Origin of the sequence: Yersinia ruckeri ATCC 29473 (genome assembly GCF_000754815.1) — a bacterium.
GTDB classification, from domain to species: domain Bacteria; phylum Pseudomonadota; class Gammaproteobacteria; order Enterobacterales; family Enterobacteriaceae; genus Yersinia; species Yersinia ruckeri.
Window position 1 is genome coordinate 1,569,009 of the sequence record NZ_KN150747.1, and the last position, 17,949, is coordinate 1,586,957.

Below are 17,949 nucleotides of genomic sequence, written 5' to 3' on the forward strand. Positions count from 1 at the left end.
CCTGGCGGCCATAGCGCGACGGACCCACCTGAACCCATGCCGAACTCAGAAGTGAAACGTTGTAGCGCCGATGGTAGTGTGGGGTCTCCCCATGCGAGAGTAGGACACTGCCAGGCATCAAACACAAGTGATCAGAGTGACATCTGGTGACTAAACAGCAGGGAAATGCTGACCCTAACGGGATTATATACGGAAGTATAAGTAAAAGAATCGGTGGAGCGGTAGTTCAGTTGGTTAGAATACCTGCCTGTCACGCAGGGGGTCGCGGGTTCGAGCCCCGTCCGTTCCGCCACTTATTGCATAACCCTGAATCCTAGATTCAGGGTTTTTTGCATTCTATTGTTCCATGAATTTTTATCAAGGCTTTAGTAATTCAATATCGTTATGTTTTCTGCCCATTTATCCTTTCAGTGTTCAGTGTTCAGTGTTCAGTGTTCAGTGTTCAGTGTTCAGTGTTTAGTTCAAAATGTTAGAATAAATCTTCATCGAAGAATACAACGTCCACTATCTTGTCATACGGGTTTATCTACCCTGATGCTACTTTTCTATCTCTGTACTTTTTCTCTCAAGACATCTCAACATGCTGATATCTTGGCTAAATAGCTAAAGATTAAAAAACATCGAAGAGTTGGTGATTAATTACTCTACTGCAGATCAGTATTGCTAGTCAGTATGGTATTACTTTTTATATGCTCATGAATTATGGTAAAACTCTAGAAAAATAGGTTATCCAGTTGATTGCTAAATTGCGTGATGCAATATCGGCACAGATTATTTTGTGTCAAGGTAATGCAGTCAGGCTACACAGTTAGCATAAATGGGATCAGAGTCCATATTTGTGTTTTTTTATGATACTAATCATCGCTATTATCCATTTAGATTTTAGATAACTGATGCAATTAGCCAGTATCCCATAATGATATGAGTCTACAGCCAACAAAAGAAATGTCGGGTTGAGCAATATCTAAGCGTATAATCACTGAACTATCGGCTGGTTTATCCGGCCAGCTTGCATTTAATGAAAATGGGCAATAGCGTGCCGAAAAGAACATATGCAATGCGGTATGTTGCGGGTCAACCGGTCGAACAAATATTTCCTGGTTCTGCTAGTCAACTGGGGTTGGGGCTACCATTGGGTGTGCCATTGCCGACATCTGAAAACTTGCGGATCATGGTATGGAATATCTTTAAGCAGCAGCGGCCGGACTGGCTGTCGGTACTTAGAGGGTTTGGCCGAGATGCGCAATTGATATTGCTGCAAGAAGCACAGACTACGCCTGAGCTGGTGAGATTTGCTACATCCAATTTTCAGGCTGCCGATCAGGTTCCTGCATTTTCGCTGCCTCAGCACCCTTCAGGCGTGATGACACTGGCAGCCGCTCATCCAGTTTATTGCTGTCCTCTGCGGGAGCGTGAACCATTGCTCCGATTGTCTAAATCGGCATTGGTAACGGTATATCCTATTCATGATGGTCGATTGCTTATGGTTGCAAATGTTCACGCGGTCAATTTCAGTTTAGGTGTGGATGTTTACAGTAAGCAGTTGGAACCTATTGGTGAACAGATCTCTATGCATCGTGGACCGGTTATTCTAGCCGGGGATTTCAATGCCTGGAGCCGACAGCGGATTAGAGCGTTGCAGCAATTTTCTAAAAAAGTTGGATTATCAGAAGTGGAGTTTCTTGCCGATAATCGTAGTCGAGCCTTTGGGCGTCCATTAGACTATGTTTTTTACCGCGAATTAAAAGTGGCAGATGCCGAAGTTCTGGTTACCCGAGCGTCAGATCACAATCCCCTTTGGGTCGAGTTTAAGCTTTAACTTATCGCTATACTTTTTTTAAGCATAAAAAAAAGCACCCCGTAGGGTGCTTTTTAGCAGTTATCTACTTGATTCTCTATGCTTCAGGCGCTTGCTGCCCGTTAACATACAGCGTCAATTTTAAACCAGGTTGCAAACTATTGCCTTTGCTGACTACCGAATTCCATCGCATCACATCGCTGGTATTTACACCGTGACGCTTGGCAATACTGGCGAAGGAATCACCCTTACGAACTTGATAGGTGATACTCTTGCTGGCTGTATTGCTTGCCAGTTGCAGGGTTTGCCCAACTTTTAAGGTACTCGAGGTACGTAAGTTGTTCCAACTCTGCAAATCGCTGGTCTTGATATTCAACCGCTTGGCTATCGTAGATAAGGTATCACCAGAGCGAACCTTATACTGCGAACCTGATGCCGATGTTTTGATGTTTTTCGCCAATTGAGTTGGTTTGGAAACAACAATATCAGCCTCAGCCAGTGAGTCTTTAAACTGCTCTGCATGGGTTTTTGGTAACATAATGTAATGAGGACCGTTAGGTGCCGTTACATTGCGCTTATACCCAGAATTATAAGCTTTCAGCTTGGTCAGTGACATACCCGCCATCTCAGCCGCCTGAGTTAGCTCAATCTGCTGACCTACGTCCACACGCGCTAATGCACGGTTTTCGTTAGTTTCAGGTAACTTGATACCGTATTTCTTGCTGTTCTTGATAATGTCACTCAAGGCCAGCACTTTGGGGATATAGATTGACGTTTCACGCGGAAGCGACAATGCCCAGAAATTGGTCGGTTTACCCTTAGCTTTATTGGCTTTCACTGCTTGCATGACTCGACCTTCACCACTGTTATATGCGGCGATGGTTAATAACCAATCACCGTCAAACATTTTGTTCAGGCGTTCCATCATATCAAGCGCTGCTTTGGTCGAGGCAACCACATCGCGGCGACCGTCATACCATTGGTTTTGCTTTAATCCATAATTTCGACCGGTACTCGGTACTATCTGCCATAACCCTGCGGCGTTGGCGGAAGAAGTAGCGTGTGGGTCAAAAGCGCTCTCCACTATGGGTAGCAGTACCAGCTCCATCGGCATCTTACGTTTCTTAATCTGCTCGACTATCAGGTACATGTACGGCTCTGCCCGTAATGTTACATCGTGGAGATAGCTCTTATTTTTTAAATACTTTCTTTTTTGTTCACGGATCAGGTTGTTTTCCTGAACCTCCATCTTCAGCTCGTCGCTAATGAAGTTCCACAAATCTTTCTGCGCGAGGCCGCCATTACTACTTTCCAGCCATCGCGCGGAACCCTCTCGGGCACTATCTGTGTACTCTCCTGCTTCACTTTCTTGACCTGCCGAAGACAAACTCTGTGCATGCTGCACGGGAACCTGCGCGTCCTGCTTGGACGTTTGGCACCCTACAAGCAAGACTGAGGCGAGAAATATCGCTTTGGTCTTCATGTGTGTGTCAATGTTAGTTGCTTAAAAGACGAACAATCATACTTTGCTTCGACAAATAACACAACTAAAAGCTTCAGAAGCTATCTTTCCTGGCCCTTAATTCAGCAAAAACAAGGGAGTAGTCATTAGATAGTGGGTGAAAGCCTAATTTTCTTTGTAAATCAACGTCATTGCAACGTAAAAAAACATTAATTTCACGCTCTAATTGCAACGTTGAAGGTAGGCTTGATTGGTTTTTTGCTCTTAATATCCTTATTTGTTGCTGATATGTTTCAATTCGTCGATCTTCCGGCAAAACCGTACGGGCAAAGTTAAGATTTGAGAGAGTATACTCATGTGCGCAGCAAATTAAGGTGTCATCAGGCAATGCTGTTAGTTGCTGAATTGAAGCATACATTTGCTGCGGGGTGCCTTCAAATAGTCGGCCACAGCCACCAGAGAACAGCGTGTCACCACAAAATAGATAAGGTGCGCTGTAGTATGCGATATGGCCGAGGGTGTGTCCGGGCACTGCGATAATGGTGAAATCTAGCCCACAAAGTGACAACTGATCGCCATCATTTACTATGATGGTGGCACCTTTATGAGCTGTTTCTTGCGGGCCATAGACCGGAAGGTTAGGGTAGTGGTTGAGTAATTCGACGACGCCACCGACGTGATCATGATGATGATGAGTCAGTAAAATTGCTTCGGGAGTCCACTTTTTTTCTTTCAATTCCGCCAATACAGGCGAGGCCTCTCCTGGATCGACAATCAGACAACGCTGCTGTCGGTTAACCAATAGCCAAATGTAATTGTCTTGAAATGCAGGAATGCTGATAAGATTCATGAGATACCATCGTTGGCACAGCTGATAGAAGATAATAAAATATGAAACCTGCCCAGACACGCCAAAAAATGCATGCTCCCGCTTCCTGGGCTGAGTTGCCTTGGGGGGAATACTATCGTGCGGCGATTGAGCAGCAGCTACAACCTTGGTGGCCAAAATTTTTCGGTTTTCATCTGCTAAAAATTGGGCAGCTAAGCGCGGAAATTGCCAGTGGGAGTTGTGCTATTTCCCATCAGGTTAATGTGGGAGAGCAAGGTCGTAATATGCAGGTCCTCGCCAGTCCTTACCAATTGCCGTTTGCCGAAAAATCAGTAGATGCGTGTCTTTTATCTCATTCACTCACTTATTCAGTTGATCCTCATCGAATTTTGCGCGAAGCCGATAGAGTATTAATTGATGATGGTTGGCTGATTATCACGGCTTTTAACCCGATGAGTTTACTGGGTGTTGGAAAATTGCTGCCAGTGATCCGAAGCCGCCAACCTTATGCCAGCCGGATGTTTACTCAAATGCGTTTACTGGATTGGCTTAGTCTGCTGAATTATGAAGTGATGCATCAATCCTGTTTTCATGTGCTGCCTTGGCATAAACAAGGTGGGCGCTTTCTTGGCACCCACTTACATGCATTGGGCTGTATTAGCTTGATTGTCGCCAGAAAGCGTACGATCCCCCTGACGTTTAATCCGATGAAAATGGGCGTGCGGAAACCTTGGTTAAGCCGCGCTGTCGGTGCAACAAAAAGTTACCGCAATCGGCCCTGAGACACTGAGTTAATCCGGATTGTAGCCAGTATCCTCTAGCGTTGGCGCGTTAGCCGCATCGCGGGCTAATACGTCGCAACGTTCGTTTTCTGGATGCCCGGCATGGCCCTTAACCCATTCCCACTGTACGTTATGACCCAAGATTGCTGCATCCAGCCGCTGCCAAAGATCGACATTGCGTACTGGTTTGCGATCAGAGGTTTTCCAGCCACGTTTCTTCCAGTTATGTATCCATTGGGTGATACCTTGGCGCACATATTGGCTATCGGTGCTGAGTGTGATTTCACAAGGAGATGTCAAGGCTTCCAGTGCGACAATTGCCGCCATCATTTCCATTCGGTTATTGGTGGTGAGGCGATAGCCTGCGCTGAAAGTTTTCTCATGTTGTTTGTAACGTAAAATTGCGCCATAACCACCGGGACCCGGATTGCCGAGGCAAGATCCGTCGGTGAAAATTTCTACCTGTTTGGTCATCTCTGGTAGACTCTTCCTAATCGGTTTAAACCCTAAGTCTGACATAAACGAGCGCTATGAGCACTGCAATATGATCCCTACTCCAACCAGACAGATTGTTCTCGATACTGAAACCACCGGTATGAATAAGCTGGGTGTTCACTATGAAGGTCACCGTATTATTGAAATCGGTGCCGTGGAAGTGATTAACCGGCGGCTGACCGGACGTAATTTCCATGTCTATATCAAACCGGATCGTCTGGTTGATCCCGAGGCTTATGGCGTTCACGGTATCAGTGATGAGTTTTTGCTTGATAAGCCGACTTTCGCCGATATTGCTCCTGAATTTATTGAATTTATCCGCGGTGCGGAGCTGGTTATCCATAACGCCACGTTTGATATCGGCTTTATGTATTACGAGTTTCGCATGTTGCAGCAAGCTATTCCGAATACAGACACCTTCTGTACCATAACTGACAGTCTGTTAATGGCGCGTCGGCTGTTCCCCGGCAAGCGGAACAATCTCGATGCGTTATGCGATCGCTATCTGATAGATAACACCAAGCGTACCTTGCATGGCGCGTTGCTTGATGCCGAAATTCTGTCTGAAGTCTATTTGGCGATGACGGGGGGGCAAACCTCACTTTCTTTCTCGATGGAAGGGGATCAGAATCAATCGGATTCTGCGGCGGATATTCAGCGGATTGTACGCCCAACGTCTGGGCTGACAATTATTTATGCCAATGATGAAGAGCTGGATGCTCATCATCAGCGCCTGGATCTGGTGCAGAAAAAGGGAGGAAGTTGTTTATGGCGTATTTCTCCTGAGGATGAAAATGCCGCAAATGTGGGTTAATTCTCCGTTTGGGTGAAAATATGTGCAAACGGCTTATTTGTCTGGAAAAAGTGTTGACGAAATGAACCCGCAACCGTAGTATTTACCTCGTTCTTAACCGGAACACAGCGTGGTGCGGTAGTTCAGTCGGTTAGAATACCGGCCTGTCACGCCGGGGGTCGCGGGTTCGAGTCCCGTCCGCACCGCCAATATTCAGAAGCCCTGAGTTAGCAATAACTCAGGGCTTCGTCGTTTCTGCGCTTTACCATTTATTTTCCATTCCTTTCTAGCACTCAACCGCATAAAAACCCAGCCGCGAGGCTGAATGCCAGTCACTTCAGGTTTGGTTGAATGATGCCAGTACGATGAGAACTGTCCCGTGATATCCAGAGGCTAGTGCAGTTTTGTACTCGCATTATATAAACCCCCCGGTTTAAGCCAGGGGGTTATGTTAGACACTTAACTTATCAATGGGGGTTATCAGTTACGCCGCTTCGGTTTGACGTGGCTGATTGAGTTGCTTTACCGCTGGCTGGGTAGCCAGCGCCTCCGGTTCAAATTCGTCAACGTTGATCGATCGTAAGCGGCTGGCTTCAGCTTTAATCAGCACATTCGCTTCCTCAGCGCTGATTTTACCCTCTGCCAGAGCACGTTTGGCTAGTTTGTCCAAACGGGTAAATGGCAGGCTTTTTCCGGCTTCTTTACTCAGGCGCTTATGGATTGGCTCTGCGGCAATAACGTCTTGCAGTGCGGCTTCCAGTAGGCCAACCGGGTTGAATTGACTTGGCGTCAGATATTGACCGCGACCAATGCGTGAACGGGTTGCTGATGGCAGTTGCAGCAGTTGCGCCAGTTGGTGATCCAGACGGTCAGACGGTGCGCTGTGAACGCGGCCCAACGGGAATATCACCACGCGCATTAAACCACCAATCAAGCGATTCGGGAAGTTGCGCAATAAGTCGTCCAGGGCTTGTTCCGCCTGATACAACGCATCTTGCACTCCCCAGTGAACCAGTGGCAGATCTTCTTTCTGACGACCTTCATCTTCATAACGTTTCAGCGTGGCGGTCGCCAGATACATTTGGCTAAGAATATCTCCAAGACGTGCAGAGATACGCTCGCGACGCTTCAAGCTCCCACCCAGTACGCCCATGGAAACATCGGACATCAGCGCCAGGTTGGCACTCAAGCGGTTAAGCTGTTGGTAGTAACGACGAGTGCTGTCACTAACCGGAGCGCGGCTGGTACGGCCATTGGTCAGGCCAAGCCAGAAACTACGAATTTTGTTGCTACCGACGTGACCCAGATGGCCAAACAGAGCATCATCAAATCCATTGATATCATTACTTTGTGCTGCGGCCATTTCCGCTAATACATAGGGATGGCAACGAATGGCACCTTGACCGAAGATAATCATACTGCGGGTTAGAATATTGGCACCTTCAACGGTGATACCAATTGGCGCTCCTTGATAAGAACGGGCAATAAAGTTGGATTCACCCAGACAAATACCTTTACCGCCAGCGATGTCCATCGCATCCATGACCGCGCGCTGGCCACGGTGAGTACAGTGATACTTTACAATGGCGGAAAGCACGGCTGGTTTTTCGCCCAGCATAATACCGCTGGTGATGAGAGTTGCCGCTGCATCCATCACGTAGGCGTTACCGGCAATGCGTGCCAACGGCTCTTCAATGCCTTCCATTTTACCGATCGAAATTTTGAACTGCCGGCGGATATAAGCATAAGCACCGATACCCATAGCCACACTTTTCAGACTGCCTGTCGCATTCGATGGTAACGTGATTCCGCGGCCAACGGACAGACACTCAACCAGCATTCGCCAACCTTGACCGGCCATTTTTGGCCCACCGATGATGTAATCAATGGGAACAAAGATGTTGTTACCGCGTGTCGGACCATTCTGGAATGGTACGTTAAGCGGGAAGTGGCGGTGACCAATTTCAACCCCTGGGGTATTTGTCGGGATCAAGGCGCAGGTAATGCCCAAATCAACGGTTTCACCCAGTAAATGCTCAGGATCAGAGAGTTTGAATGCCAAACCCAACACGGTAGCGATAGGAGCCAAAGTGATGTAGCGTTTGTTCCAGGTCAGGCGCATGCCTAATACTTGTTTGCCTTGCCATTCACCCATGCACACGGTGCCAGTATCGGGAATGGCACCCGCATCTGAACCCGCTTCCGGGCTGGTCAGTGCGAAGCAAGGAATTTCCTCACCACGTGCCAATCTTGGCAGGTAATGATCTTTTTGCTCGTGGGTACCGTAATGTTGTAGCAACTCGCCGGGGCCGAGAGAGTTAGGCACGCCAACGGTAATAGCCAGAATGCCGGAAACGCCCGAGAGTTTCTGCAATACGCGTGCCTGAGCATAAGCAGAGAATTCCAAGCCGCCATATTCTTTTTTGATGATCATGGCGAAGAAACGATGCTCTTTCAGGTAAGCCCACAATTCTGGCGGTAAATCAGCCAGTTCATGAGTAATTTGGAAATCATTGGCCAGATGGCAAGCCTCTTCCACTGGCCCATCGATAAAGGCTTGTTCTTCGGCGGTTAACTGCGGTTTAGGGTAGTTATGCAGTTTATTCCAGTCAGGTTTCCCTTGGAATAAATCACCTTCCCACCAGGTTGTGCCCGCATCGATCGCTTCCTTTTCCGTCCGTGACATAGCGGGCATCACTTTGCGGAAAGTACGCAGTGCTGGGGCGGAAAATAGCGAACGGCGCAGCGGTGCGAAGTTCAGCGGCAGTAACACAATCAGCAAGGGCAGCAAGGTCCAGAGCGACCAGACTTGCATTGCACCCATAGCGGCGGTGTATACCAGAAGAAGTAAACTACTGAGGTAAAGGTTCACCCGGTGATAAAACAACACACCAATAAGAACCAGCAAGGCAACAATGCTAAGAATCATCATATGAAGCTCCTGAGTTGTAGGAGGTCTGACCTGTTGAGTGATGTATTGGTTTTAGTTCATCCGATTGTTTTTATCAATACCATTACATATCAATTACAACTTGGTTCACAAATTCGCAGCATTTAAAGTCAAACGGCGTTGCAACAATTCACAACAGCGCTTCTCGCAGTTTGCGCTATCCGGTACACTTCCCGTGGAAGATTATTGATGTCACAGGGCATATAAAGGGGTCCCATGTACCATAATTTAATTCGAAGTGAACTTAATGAAGCGGCTGATACTTTGGCTAAATTCCTCAGTGATGATGCCAATATTGATGCTATTCAACGGGCTGCGATATTGCTGGCGGATTCCTTCAAAGCCGGTGGGAAAGTGCTGTCCTGCGGTAACGGCGGTTCTCATTGTGATGCAATGCACTTTGCTGAAGAGCTAACGGGGCGTTATCGCGAAAACCGGCCAGGTTATCCGGCGATTGCGATTTCGGACGTCAGCCACCTATCTTGCGTCAGTAATGATTTCGGCTACGATTATGTGTTTTCCCGGTATGTTGAAGCCGTAGGTCGTGAAGGTGATGTTTTACTGGGTATTTCGACTTCAGGAAATTCAGGCAATATCATTAAAGCGATTGAAGCCGCGAAGGCAAAAGGGATGAAAGTGATCACCCTGACCGGTAAAGACGGCGGTAAAATGGCCGGTACTGCCGATATTGAAATTCGGGTTCCTCATTTCGGCTACGCCGATCGTATTCAGGAAATTCATATTAAAGCGATTCATATCTTGATTCAGCTTATTGAAAAAGAGATGGTTAAAGGCTGATTACTGTTCAGTATGATATAGCCCGATCACGCCGTGACTTTCCCGGCGTATTATGCTGTTTTCTACCCTGTTCTAGAGGCGGTTATAGCCGCCTCATCGCATGATTTATCTCCAGTCGCATTGACCGAATATTTTGATTTTAGTGACTGCGGTACGCAGTAGAGGAGGTTGGTGATGTGCGAGTTGTTGGGGATGAGCGCGAACGTGCCCACGGATATCTGTTTCAGTTTTACCGGTCTGGTTCAGCGTGGTGGTGGTACAGGACCCCATAAAGATGGTTGGGGTATTACCTTTTATGAAGGTCGTGGTTGCCGCACATTTAAAGATCCACAACCCAGTTTTAATTCACCAATCGCTCGGCTGGTACAAGATTACCCGATAAAATCCTGTGCGGTGATTTCTCATATCCGTCAGGCAAATCGGGGAGAAGTGGCATTGGAGAATACCCACCCCTTCACTCGAGAGATGTGGGGACGTAATTGGACTTATGCCCATAACGGGCAATTGAACGGTTATCGGCAATTAGATACCGGAGCATTCAGGCCTATTGGTCAGACCGATAGCGAATATGCCTTCTGTTGGTTATTAAACCAATTGGCTAGCCGTTATCCCCGCACACCAGGTCATTGGCCTGCTGTATTTCGTTATATTGCGACCTTATCTGAACAATTACGCGCCAAGGGTGTATTTAATATGCTGTTGTCGGACGGGCGTTTTGTTATGGCATATTGCTCTACCCATTTGTATTGGATAACGCGACGAGCGCCTTTTGGTAAAGCAACTTTGCTGGATCAGGATGTAGAAATAGATTTTCAGCAACAAACCACACCCAATGATGTGGTTACAGTGATTGCGACTCAGCCACTGACGGCCAATGAAACCTGGCACAAAATTGCGCCAGGTGAATTCGCTCTATTTTGCCTGGGAGAGCGCATACTCTGAGGCTGGTGTACTGGATATTAACGGGCGATTGATGACATATTGTCCGTTAATAACACCCACTGGCGGTGGCATACGGTTTTTGGCAAAGTAGGTGTAGCCCGGCTGTAATTGACGCCAGAAGTTAATATATGTCGAATTGCGGTGACGCTGCATGTTTTGCTCGGTCATGCGGAAAGGGTAAATACTGATATCTACCTTGCTCTGCCCGTTAATAAATGCCATTTTGACATAGTTGAATATTTCATCCATGTAGGCATCGGTCATGGCATAACAGCCAATTGATTGACAGTCTCCGTGGATCATCAGATATTTCCCCGAGTATCCTTGAGACTTGTCAAAATCATTTGGAAATCCAATATTGATCGCCCGATAAAACTTACTGTCTGGCTTTAAATGCTGCATATCAATGCTGTAGAACCCTTCCGGGCTTTTAAAGTCCCCCTCGCGGCGTTTTGGCCCGAGGCCACCGGAGAAGTTACAAATCCGATAACTTTGGAGAAGACGATATTCTCCCTGTAAGCGGGCATATAACTCCAACGTCCGTTCTTCTTTGAATATCTGAATATAGACGGATGAACCCAGTAATTGCTGTTTTAGCTCTTTGGCCATCGTCACCGGTTCACTGGCTGAACTGGTCACTGATACCGCAGGCAAACAAATTATCAACGCGAGCAACAGCGTGATTTTGCCCATTATAATCCCTGATTATTTTAACTGGAGCCTAGCCAGGCGATCGACTAGGGAGCCACTGTTTTTGTTAGTTTGGATGCGCAGATTATCAGCCAGGATATTTTTATCAATAATTGATTTGTATAAAAAAGGAACTGTGATCGGTTAAATCGAATTAATACCAAGATATTATCGAGTTTTGGTCTAAATTTTAAGCAATTTAATGTCGTTTGCTTGAGCCAGGTCACTGCTTTTATCAGACAGTCACAAGCTAAAATGCTAAAATCGGCGGCATACTTTAGGTATGCTTGTTTTATGGATATCTGACCATTTTATCAAAGGCTGATAGTTTGGTTTTTGTATCTATTAACGCTATTTCTATCAACAGAAATTAACGTCGTTATTTAAATCATTCAATGCCTTCGAGTAAAATGCACGCCATCGCGCTGCCAGTTAATACATCAAATATTAACTGAACGGTTAAAATATCTAATCTTCGCGTTGCTGTACGCCTCTGGATTACGTGCAGCATTTGATACACCTGACAGAATCGTGCAAACCTTATGATTAAAATAAAAAAAGGACTCGACCTACCTATCGCTGGAGCACCTGCTCAAGTCATACAAGAGGGTCCTGTCATTCATCATGTTGCACTGCTCGGTGAAGAGTATGTAGGCATGCGCCCTTCAATGCTGGTGCAAGAGGGCGAACAGGTAAAAAAAGGCCAGGCGCTTTTTGAAGATAAAAAGAATCCCGGGGTACTTTTCACTGCGCCTGCTGCTGGCAGAGTGATTGCAATTAATCGCGGTGAGAGACGGGTACTACAATCGGTAGTCATCGCTGTTGAAAGCGACGAACAAGTGCCGTTTTCTCGCCATGAACCGGCCGAACTGACCAATCTGAGTGCTGAACAGGTACAGAGCACTCTGCTGGCATCAGGTCTATGGACAGCTTTACGTACCCGCCCATTCAGCAAAACCCCCAAACCTGGCACGCAGCCACGAGCAATCTTTGTTACGGCAATAGATACTCAGCCACTGGCTGCTGATCCGCAGGTAATTATTGCCCTGCAAATCGACGCCTTTAACCACGGTTTGAACGTGTTAACGCGTTTGACTGAAGGCAAGGTTCATGTTTGCCACGGTGCAGGGGAAATTATTCGCAGCCAGCAATATGGGCAAATTACTTATAACGAGTTTTCTGGGCCTCATCCCGCAGGGTTGGTTGGCACTCACATTCACTTCCTTGAACCGGTTAGCCAGAAGAAAATGGTTTGGCACATCGGTTATCAGGATGTGATTGCTATCGGAAAACTGTTTGTGGAAGGCGATCTATATACTGATCGGGTGGTGGCACTCGGTGGCCCACAGGTAAGCGAACCGAGATTATTGCGTACACGTTTGGGCGCCAATCTTGCTGAGTTGACCGCCGGTGAGCTGAAAGATGGCGATAACCGCATTATTTCTGGCTCGGTATTGAGCGGCACGGCTTCCTCGGCTACCCACGGCTATCTTGGACGCTTCCATCAGCAGGTTTCGGTGCTGCGAGAAGGGCGGGAGAAAGAGTTGTTCGGCTGGATCATGCCCGGCAGTGATAAATACTCCATTACACGAACCACTCTTGGCCATTTCTTTAAGCGCAAACTCTTTGCCTTCTCCACCGGATTGAATGGTGGTGAACGTTCGATGGTACCGATTGGTAACTATGAGCGGGTGATGCCACTGGATATTCTGGCGACACATCTGCTGCGGGATCTTTTATCTGGTGATAGCGACAGTGCTCAGGCGCTGGGGTGTCTTGAACTGGATGAAGAGGATCTGGCGCTTTGTACTTTTGTCTGCCCCGGTAAATATGAATACGGTCCGGTACTGCGCGACATTTTGACCAAGATTGAGCAGGAAGGATAACTCATGGGCCTGAAAAGTTTTTTTGAGAAAATCGAGCACCACTTTGAAGCGGGTGGAAAGCTAGAGAAATACTATCCGCTGTATGAAGCGGCCGCGACGATCTTTTATACCCAAGGTAACGTGACGCCAGGGGCTTCCCATGTGCGTGATGCTATCGATCTGAAACGTATGATGATCCTGGTTTGGCTGGCGGTATTCCCTGCTATGTTCTGGGGGATGTATAACGTTGGGCAACAGGCTATTCCGGCACTGAATCATTTGTATTCTGGCGCGGAACTGCAACAGGTTATTGCCAGTGATTGGCATTACTGGTTGGCACAAATGTTGGGCGCTTCTCTGGCTCCTGATGCCGGCTGGGTCAGTATGATGACGCTGGGTGCCGTTTACTTTATACCGATTTATGCCGTGGTATTTTTGGTGGGGGGCTTCTGGGAAGTTCTGTTCGCCATTATCCGTCGGCATGAAATCAACGAGGGTTTCTTCGTTACTTCCATTCTGTTTTCCCTGATCGTTCCGCCAACCTTGCCGTTGTGGCAGGCAGCGCTGGGGATTACTTTTGGTGTGGTCATCGGTAAAGAGATTTTTGGTGGCACCGGACGCAACTTCCTCAACCCGGCACTTGCCGGTCGTGCATTCCTGTTTTTCGCCTATCCGGCACAGATCTCCGGTGATCTGGTATGGAATGCCGCTGATGGTTTCTCTGGTGCAACACCATTATCGCAATGGAGTGTTAACGGTAGTCACAGCCTGATGAACGTCGTAACCGGCCAGCCAATCAGCTGGATGGATGCCTTTATGGGCAATCTTCCCGGTTCTATTGGCGAGGTTTCTACGCTGATGATTCTGATCGGCGGAGCCATCATCATGTTCGGCCGCGTGGCTTCCTGGCGCATTGTTGCCGGAGTTATGATCGGCATGATTATCACAGCCTGCTTGTTTAACTGGATAGGTTCCGCGACCAATCCACTGTTTGCTATGCCGTGGTACTGGCATTTGGTGCTGGGTGGTTTTGCTTTCGGCATGATATTTATGGCGACCGATCCAGTATCAGCATCCTTTACCAATAAAGGAAAGTGGTGGTACGGCGGCCTGATTGGCGTGATGTGTGTATTGATCCGAGTAGTCAATCCGGCTTATCCGGAGGGAATGATGCTGGCGATTCTGTTCGCCAACCTGTTTGCACCACTGTTTGACTATGTGGTTGTTCAGGCCAACATCAAACGGAGGAAAGCCCGTGGCGAGTGATAAACCAAGAAATAATGACACCATTGGCAAGACGTTGATGGTGGTGGTCCTACTGTGCCTGGTTTGTTCCGTGGTGGTTTCTGGCGCTGCAGTAGGGTTGAAATCCAAACAACAGGAACAGCGTTTGCTGGATAAGCAACGCAACATTCTGGATGTGGCCGGTTTGCTGCAACCGAGAATGGAAGCCGAGCAGGTCAAACAGGCGTTCACCGCCCGTATTGAGCCGCGTTTACTGGATTTACAAAGTGGCACTTTTGTCGATATTGATCCGGCCAGCTTTGACCGTTCACAAGCCTTACGTGATGATAATCAGAGTATTGCTCTGACAGCAGCGCAGGATCGAGCTGGTATTAAACGTCGAGCTAATCTGGTGGAAATTTATCTGGTACGTGATGAGCAGGGTAGAACCAGCGAGATCGTGTTACCGGTATATGGTTCCGGCTTGTGGTCGATGATGTATGCCTTTGTAGCAATAGATACTGATGGTAAAACCGTACGCGGCATCAGCTATTACGATCAAGGTGAAACGCCGGGGTTGGGTGGGGAAGTTGAAAACCCGATCTGGCGTAATCAATGGATTGGTAAGCGGCTGTTTAATGAGCAAGGCGAACCGGCTATTCGCGTAGTCAAAGGGCGCGCCGATGCTAATGATCCTTACGCCATCGACGGTTTATCCGGTGCGACGCTGACCTCCAACGGGGTGCAGAACACCTTTGATTTTTGGCTGGGTGAAAACGGTTTTGGCCCGTTCCTGAAAAAAGTGCGCGAAGGAGCGTTAAAAAATGGCTGATAGCAAAGAGATTAAACGGGTTTTACTGGGGCCGCTATTTGACAATAACCCCATTGCATTGCAAATCCTCGGAGTCTGTTCAGCGCTGGCGGTAACCACTAAATTGGAAACTGCACTGGTAATGACGCTGGCGGTGACGATGGTGACTGCCTTTTCCAGTTTCTTTATCTCGCTGATTCGAAACCATATTCCTAACAGTGTTCGTATCATCGTTCAGATGGTTATCATTGCATCACTGGTTATTGTGGTCGATCAGATTCTGCGGGCTTATGCCTATGAAATATCCAAGCAGCTGTCGGTATTCGTTGGCCTGATTATTACCAACTGTATCGTAATGGGTCGTGCCGAGGCTTATGCCATGAAATCTCCGCCGATTGAGAGCTTTATGGATGGGATTGGTAACGGTCTGGGTTACGGCGTAGTGCTGGTGCTGGTGGGATTTGTACGCGAATTGATTGGGTCCGGTAAACTATTTGGCGTTACCGTACTGGAAACGGTACAAAACGGCGGATGGTATCAACCAAACGGGTTGTTCCTGTTGGCACCTAGCGCGTTCTTTATCATTGGCATGTTGATTTGGGGCTTACGTACCCTGAAACCTGCGCAGATTGAAAAGGAGTAATTGACGATGGAACATTACATCAGTCTGTTTGTCCGCGCGGTGTTTGTCGAAAATATGGCGTTAGCTTTCTTCCTCGGCATGTGTACCTTCCTCGCGGTATCGAAAAAAGTGTCTACTGCGTTCGGGCTGGGTATTGCCGTCATCGTAGTGCTGGGCATCGCCGTCCCTGCCAATAATCTGGTTTATAACCTGGTGCTGAGAGATGGCGCGTTGGTGGAAGGGATCGATCTGAGTTTCCTTAACTTTATCACCTTTATTGGCGTGATCGCCGCTATTGTGCAGGTATTGGAGATGATTCTCGATCGCTACTTCCCGGCACTTTATAACGCCTTGGGGATCTTCCTGCCGCTGATTACCGTGAACTGCGCTATTTTTGGTGGCGTATCCTTTATGGCACAACGGGATTATAACTTCCCGGAATCCATAGTGTATGGGATTGGCTCTGGCGTAGGTTGGATGCTGGCTATCGTCGCGCTAGCCGGTATTCGTGAAAAAATGAAATATGCCGATGTACCGGGGGGCTTGAAGGGGCTAGGGATTACCTTTGTCACCACCGGGCTGATGGCACTGGGCTTTATGTCCTTCTCCGGTGTGCATCTATAAAGGCAGGAAGAACTCATGGAAATAATTCTGGGCGTAGTTATGTTCACTCTCATCGTGCTGGCATTGACGATGATGATTCTTTTCGCCAAATCGAAGTTGGTTAACACCGGTGATATTCAGGTGGAAATCAATGATGACGCGGAAAAAAGCTTTACCGCACCGGCCGGTGACAAATTACTGAATGTGCTCTCTGGGCACGGTATTTTTGTTTCATCTGCCTGTGGCGGCGGTGGTTCTTGCGGGCAGTGTCGCGTCACGATAAAAGAAGGTGGTGGCGATATTTTACCGACTGAGCTTTCCCATATCTCCAAACGTGAAGCTAAAGAAGGTTGCCGTTTGGCTTGTCAGGTCAGCGTGAAGCAAAACCTGAAAATTGAACTGCCGGAAGAGATCTTTGGTGTCAAAAAGTGGACCTGCGAAGTCATTTCTAATGATAACAAAGCCACCTTTATCAAAGAATTGAAATTAAAAATTCCTGATGGTGATGTCGTGCCATTCCGTGCTGGGGGCTTTATTCAAATTGAAGCCGAGCCTCATCATGTGAAGTATGCCGATTTTGATGTTCCGCAAGAGTACCGTGGCGACTGGGATAAATTTAATCTGTTCCGCTTTGAGTCTGTGGTGACGGAACCTACCGTTCGCGCTTATTCAATGGCCAACTACCCGGATGAGCACGGTATTATCATGCTGAACGTGCGTATTGCTACTCCGCCGCCGAATGTACCGGATGCGCCTCCGGGCATTATGTCTTCGTATATCTGGTCATTAAAAGCGGGTGATAAGGTAGTGATTTCAGGGCCATTTGGTGAGTTCTTCGCCAAAGATACCGATGCCGAAATGATCTTTATCGGTGGCGGTGCTGGTATGGCACCGATGCGCTCGCATATCTTCGACCAGCTCAAGCGCCTACATTCTAAACGCAAAATCAGCTTCTGGTATGGTGCGCGTTCTAAACGTGAAATGTTTTACGAGCAAGATTTTGACCAGTTGCAGGCAGAGAATGACAACTTTAGCTGGCATGTCGCATTGTCAGATCCTCAACCCGAGGACAATTGGACTGGCTATACTGGATTTATCCACAATGTGTTGCTGGAAAATTATCTGAAGAACCATCCTGCTCCGGAGGACTGTGAATTTTATATGTGTGGTCCGCCAATGATGAATGCGGCAGTCATTAAGATGCTGAAGGATCTAGGGGTAGAAGATGACAATATTATGCTTGATGACTTTGGTGGTTGATGTTCTGTCTGACAGCGTTCAACAA

Annotated in this window: 16 protein-coding genes, 2 tRNA genes and 1 rRNA gene; 14 read left to right on the plus strand and 5 right to left on the minus strand. The window is 47.6% G+C overall.

What is annotated here, in order from left to right:
• The 3 genes from rrf (at nucleotide 1) to DJ39_RS06985 (ending at nucleotide 1,819) form a co-directional block, all read left to right on the plus strand.
• Nucleotides 1-116: ribosomal RNA gene (gene rrf, locus DJ39_RS06975) — 5S ribosomal RNA — on the plus strand.
• Between the two features lie 99 nt (nucleotides 117-215).
• Nucleotides 216-292 (plus strand) — tRNA-Asp (locus DJ39_RS06980).
• A gap of 726 nt (nucleotides 293-1,018) precedes the next feature.
• On the plus strand, nucleotides 1,019-1,819 hold the full coding sequence (locus tag DJ39_RS06985) for an endonuclease/exonuclease/phosphatase family protein (protein ID WP_004720230.1): 801 nt from the start codon (nucleotides 1,019-1,021) through the stop codon (nucleotides 1,817-1,819).
• Between the two features lie 76 nt (nucleotides 1,820-1,895).
• On the opposite strand, the gene mltD is transcribed toward DJ39_RS06985, so the two are convergent.
• A complete protein-coding gene (mltD, locus tag DJ39_RS06990) occupies nucleotides 1,896-3,281 on the minus strand; it encodes a murein transglycosylase D (RefSeq protein WP_038243626.1) in 1,386 nt (461 codons plus the stop codon).
• Nucleotides 3,282-3,354: 73 nt separating this feature from the next.
• Nucleotides 3,355-4,110: a hydroxyacylglutathione hydrolase gene (gene gloB / locus DJ39_RS06995; RefSeq protein WP_038243628.1), complete on the minus strand. Its 756-nt coding sequence runs from the start codon at nucleotides 4,108-4,110 to the stop codon at nucleotides 3,355-3,357.
• 41 nt (nucleotides 4,111-4,151) lie between these two features.
• On the opposite strand from gloB, the gene DJ39_RS07000 reads away from it, so the two are divergent.
• Nucleotides 4,152-4,871 carry a class I SAM-dependent methyltransferase gene (locus tag DJ39_RS07000; protein WP_038243630.1) on the plus strand — a complete coding sequence of 240 codons (720 nt, stop codon included), beginning with the start codon at nucleotides 4,152-4,154 and terminating at the stop codon, nucleotides 4,869-4,871.
• A gap of 9 nt (nucleotides 4,872-4,880) precedes the next feature.
• Here the strand turns inward: DJ39_RS07000 and rnhA are convergent, their stop codons facing one another.
• Nucleotides 4,881-5,345 (minus strand): ribonuclease HI, encoded by a 465-nt coding sequence (gene rnhA, locus DJ39_RS07005; protein WP_004720238.1) that lies wholly within the window; start codon nucleotides 5,343-5,345, stop codon nucleotides 4,881-4,883.
• 70 nt (nucleotides 5,346-5,415) lie between these two features.
• Here rnhA and dnaQ point away from each other — a divergent pair, with 70 nt between their 5' ends.
• Nucleotides 5,416-6,180 (plus strand): DNA polymerase III subunit epsilon, encoded by a 765-nt coding sequence (gene dnaQ / locus DJ39_RS07010; RefSeq protein WP_004720240.1) that lies wholly within the window; start codon nucleotides 5,416-5,418, stop codon nucleotides 6,178-6,180.
• A 111-nt stretch (nucleotides 6,181-6,291) separates the two neighbouring features.
• Nucleotides 6,292-6,368: transfer RNA gene (locus DJ39_RS07015), tRNA-Asp, on the plus strand.
• 275 nt (nucleotides 6,369-6,643) lie between these two features.
• Here the strand turns inward: DJ39_RS07015 and fadE are convergent.
• The gene (gene fadE / locus DJ39_RS07020; protein ID WP_004720242.1) at nucleotides 6,644-9,091 is read right to left on the minus strand and encodes an acyl-CoA dehydrogenase FadE; all 2,448 of its coding nucleotides are present in this window, start codon (nucleotides 9,089-9,091) and stop codon (nucleotides 6,644-6,646) included.
• Between the two features lie 234 nt (nucleotides 9,092-9,325).
• Here fadE and lpcA point away from each other — a divergent pair, with 234 nt between their 5' ends.
• The gene (gene lpcA, locus DJ39_RS07025) at nucleotides 9,326-9,907 is read left to right on the plus strand and encodes a D-sedoheptulose 7-phosphate isomerase (protein ID WP_004720245.1); all 582 of its coding nucleotides are present in this window, start codon (nucleotides 9,326-9,328) and stop codon (nucleotides 9,905-9,907) included.
• A gap of 174 nt (nucleotides 9,908-10,081) precedes the next feature.
• Complete coding sequence (locus DJ39_RS07030) at nucleotides 10,082-10,849, plus strand: class II glutamine amidotransferase (RefSeq protein ID WP_038243637.1); 768 nt, start codon at nucleotides 10,082-10,084, stop codon at nucleotides 10,847-10,849.
• Here the strand turns inward: DJ39_RS07030 and dpaA are convergent.
• Complete coding sequence (gene dpaA, locus DJ39_RS07035; protein WP_004720248.1) at nucleotides 10,820-11,542, minus strand: peptidoglycan meso-diaminopimelic acid protein amidase; 723 nt, start codon at nucleotides 11,540-11,542, stop codon at nucleotides 10,820-10,822. The two genes, DJ39_RS07030 and dpaA, sit on opposite strands and share 30 nt — an antisense overlap.
• Before the next feature lie 539 nt (nucleotides 11,543-12,081).
• Here dpaA and DJ39_RS07040 point away from each other — a divergent pair.
• The 6 genes from DJ39_RS07040 to nqrF are packed head-to-tail and all read left to right on the plus strand — an operon-like array spanning nucleotide 12,082 to nucleotide 17,924.
• The gene (locus DJ39_RS07040; protein ID WP_004720249.1) at nucleotides 12,082-13,425 is read left to right on the plus strand and encodes a Na(+)-translocating NADH-quinone reductase subunit A; all 1,344 of its coding nucleotides are present in this window, start codon (nucleotides 12,082-12,084) and stop codon (nucleotides 13,423-13,425) included.
• Nucleotides 13,426-13,428: 3 nt separating this feature from the next.
• Nucleotides 13,429-14,670, plus strand: coding sequence for an NADH:ubiquinone reductase (Na(+)-transporting) subunit B (locus tag DJ39_RS07045; RefSeq protein WP_004720250.1), 1,242 nt, complete (start codon nucleotides 13,429-13,431; stop codon nucleotides 14,668-14,670).
• Entirely contained in the window at nucleotides 14,660-15,460 is an 801-nt protein-coding gene (locus DJ39_RS07050) for a Na(+)-translocating NADH-quinone reductase subunit C (RefSeq protein WP_038243642.1), read from the plus strand. The genes DJ39_RS07045 and DJ39_RS07050 overlap by 11 nt, the downstream gene beginning before the upstream one ends.
• Nucleotides 15,453-16,082 carry an NADH:ubiquinone reductase (Na(+)-transporting) subunit D gene (locus DJ39_RS07055; protein WP_038243644.1) on the plus strand — a complete coding sequence of 210 codons (630 nt, stop codon included), beginning with the start codon at nucleotides 15,453-15,455 and terminating at the stop codon, nucleotides 16,080-16,082. Before DJ39_RS07050 ends, DJ39_RS07055 begins: the two co-directional genes overlap by 8 nt.
• Nucleotides 16,083-16,088: 6 nt before the next feature.
• Nucleotides 16,089-16,685 carry an NADH:ubiquinone reductase (Na(+)-transporting) subunit E gene (gene nqrE, locus DJ39_RS07060; protein ID WP_004720256.1) on the plus strand — a complete coding sequence of 199 codons (597 nt, stop codon included), beginning with the start codon at nucleotides 16,089-16,091 and terminating at the stop codon, nucleotides 16,683-16,685.
• Nucleotides 16,686-16,700: 15 nt separating this feature from the next.
• The gene (nqrF, locus tag DJ39_RS07065) at nucleotides 16,701-17,924 is read left to right on the plus strand and encodes an NADH:ubiquinone reductase (Na(+)-transporting) subunit F (protein WP_038243647.1); all 1,224 of its coding nucleotides are present in this window, start codon (nucleotides 16,701-16,703) and stop codon (nucleotides 17,922-17,924) included.
• Nucleotides 17,925-17,949 lie beyond the last annotated feature (25 nt).

What these genes read in the sequence shown, in the direction of transcription:
- nqrE (WP_004720256.1), top strand. Translation starts at nt 16,089, where the DNA reads ATGGAACATTACATCAGTCTGTTTGTCCGCGCGGTGTTTGTCGAAAAT.
- DJ39_RS07040 (WP_004720249.1), top strand. Translation starts at nt 12,082, where the DNA reads ATGATTAAAATAAAAAAAGGACTCGACCTACCTATCGCTGGAGCACCT.
- mltD (WP_038243626.1), bottom strand. Translation starts at nt 3,281, where the DNA reads ATGAAGACCAAAGCGATATTTCTCGCCTCAGTCTTGCTTGTAGGGTGC.
- DJ39_RS06985 (WP_004720230.1), top strand. Translation starts at nt 1,019, where the DNA reads ATGAAAATGGGCAATAGCGTGCCGAAAAGAACATATGCAATGCGGTAT.
- nqrF (WP_038243647.1), top strand. Translation starts at nt 16,701, where the DNA reads ATGGAAATAATTCTGGGCGTAGTTATGTTCACTCTCATCGTGCTGGCA.
- fadE (WP_004720242.1), bottom strand. Translation starts at nt 9,091, where the DNA reads ATGATGATTCTTAGCATTGTTGCCTTGCTGGTTCTTATTGGTGTGTTG.
- lpcA (WP_004720245.1), top strand. Translation starts at nt 9,326, where the DNA reads ATGTACCATAATTTAATTCGAAGTGAACTTAATGAAGCGGCTGATACT.
- DJ39_RS07045 (WP_004720250.1), top strand. Translation starts at nt 13,429, where the DNA reads ATGGGCCTGAAAAGTTTTTTTGAGAAAATCGAGCACCACTTTGAAGCG.
- DJ39_RS07030 (WP_038243637.1), top strand. Translation starts at nt 10,082, where the DNA reads ATGTGCGAGTTGTTGGGGATGAGCGCGAACGTGCCCACGGATATCTGT.
- dpaA (WP_004720248.1), bottom strand. Translation starts at nt 11,542, where the DNA reads ATGGGCAAAATCACGCTGTTGCTCGCGTTGATAATTTGTTTGCCTGCG.
- dnaQ (WP_004720240.1), top strand. Translation starts at nt 5,416, where the DNA reads ATGATCCCTACTCCAACCAGACAGATTGTTCTCGATACTGAAACCACC.
- DJ39_RS07055 (WP_038243644.1), top strand. Translation starts at nt 15,453, where the DNA reads ATGGCTGATAGCAAAGAGATTAAACGGGTTTTACTGGGGCCGCTATTT.
- rnhA (WP_004720238.1), bottom strand. Translation starts at nt 5,345, where the DNA reads ATGACCAAACAGGTAGAAATTTTCACCGACGGATCTTGCCTCGGCAAT.
- DJ39_RS07000 (WP_038243630.1), top strand. Translation starts at nt 4,152, where the DNA reads ATGAAACCTGCCCAGACACGCCAAAAAATGCATGCTCCCGCTTCCTGG.
- gloB (WP_038243628.1), bottom strand. Translation starts at nt 4,110, where the DNA reads ATGAATCTTATCAGCATTCCTGCATTTCAAGACAATTACATTTGGCTA.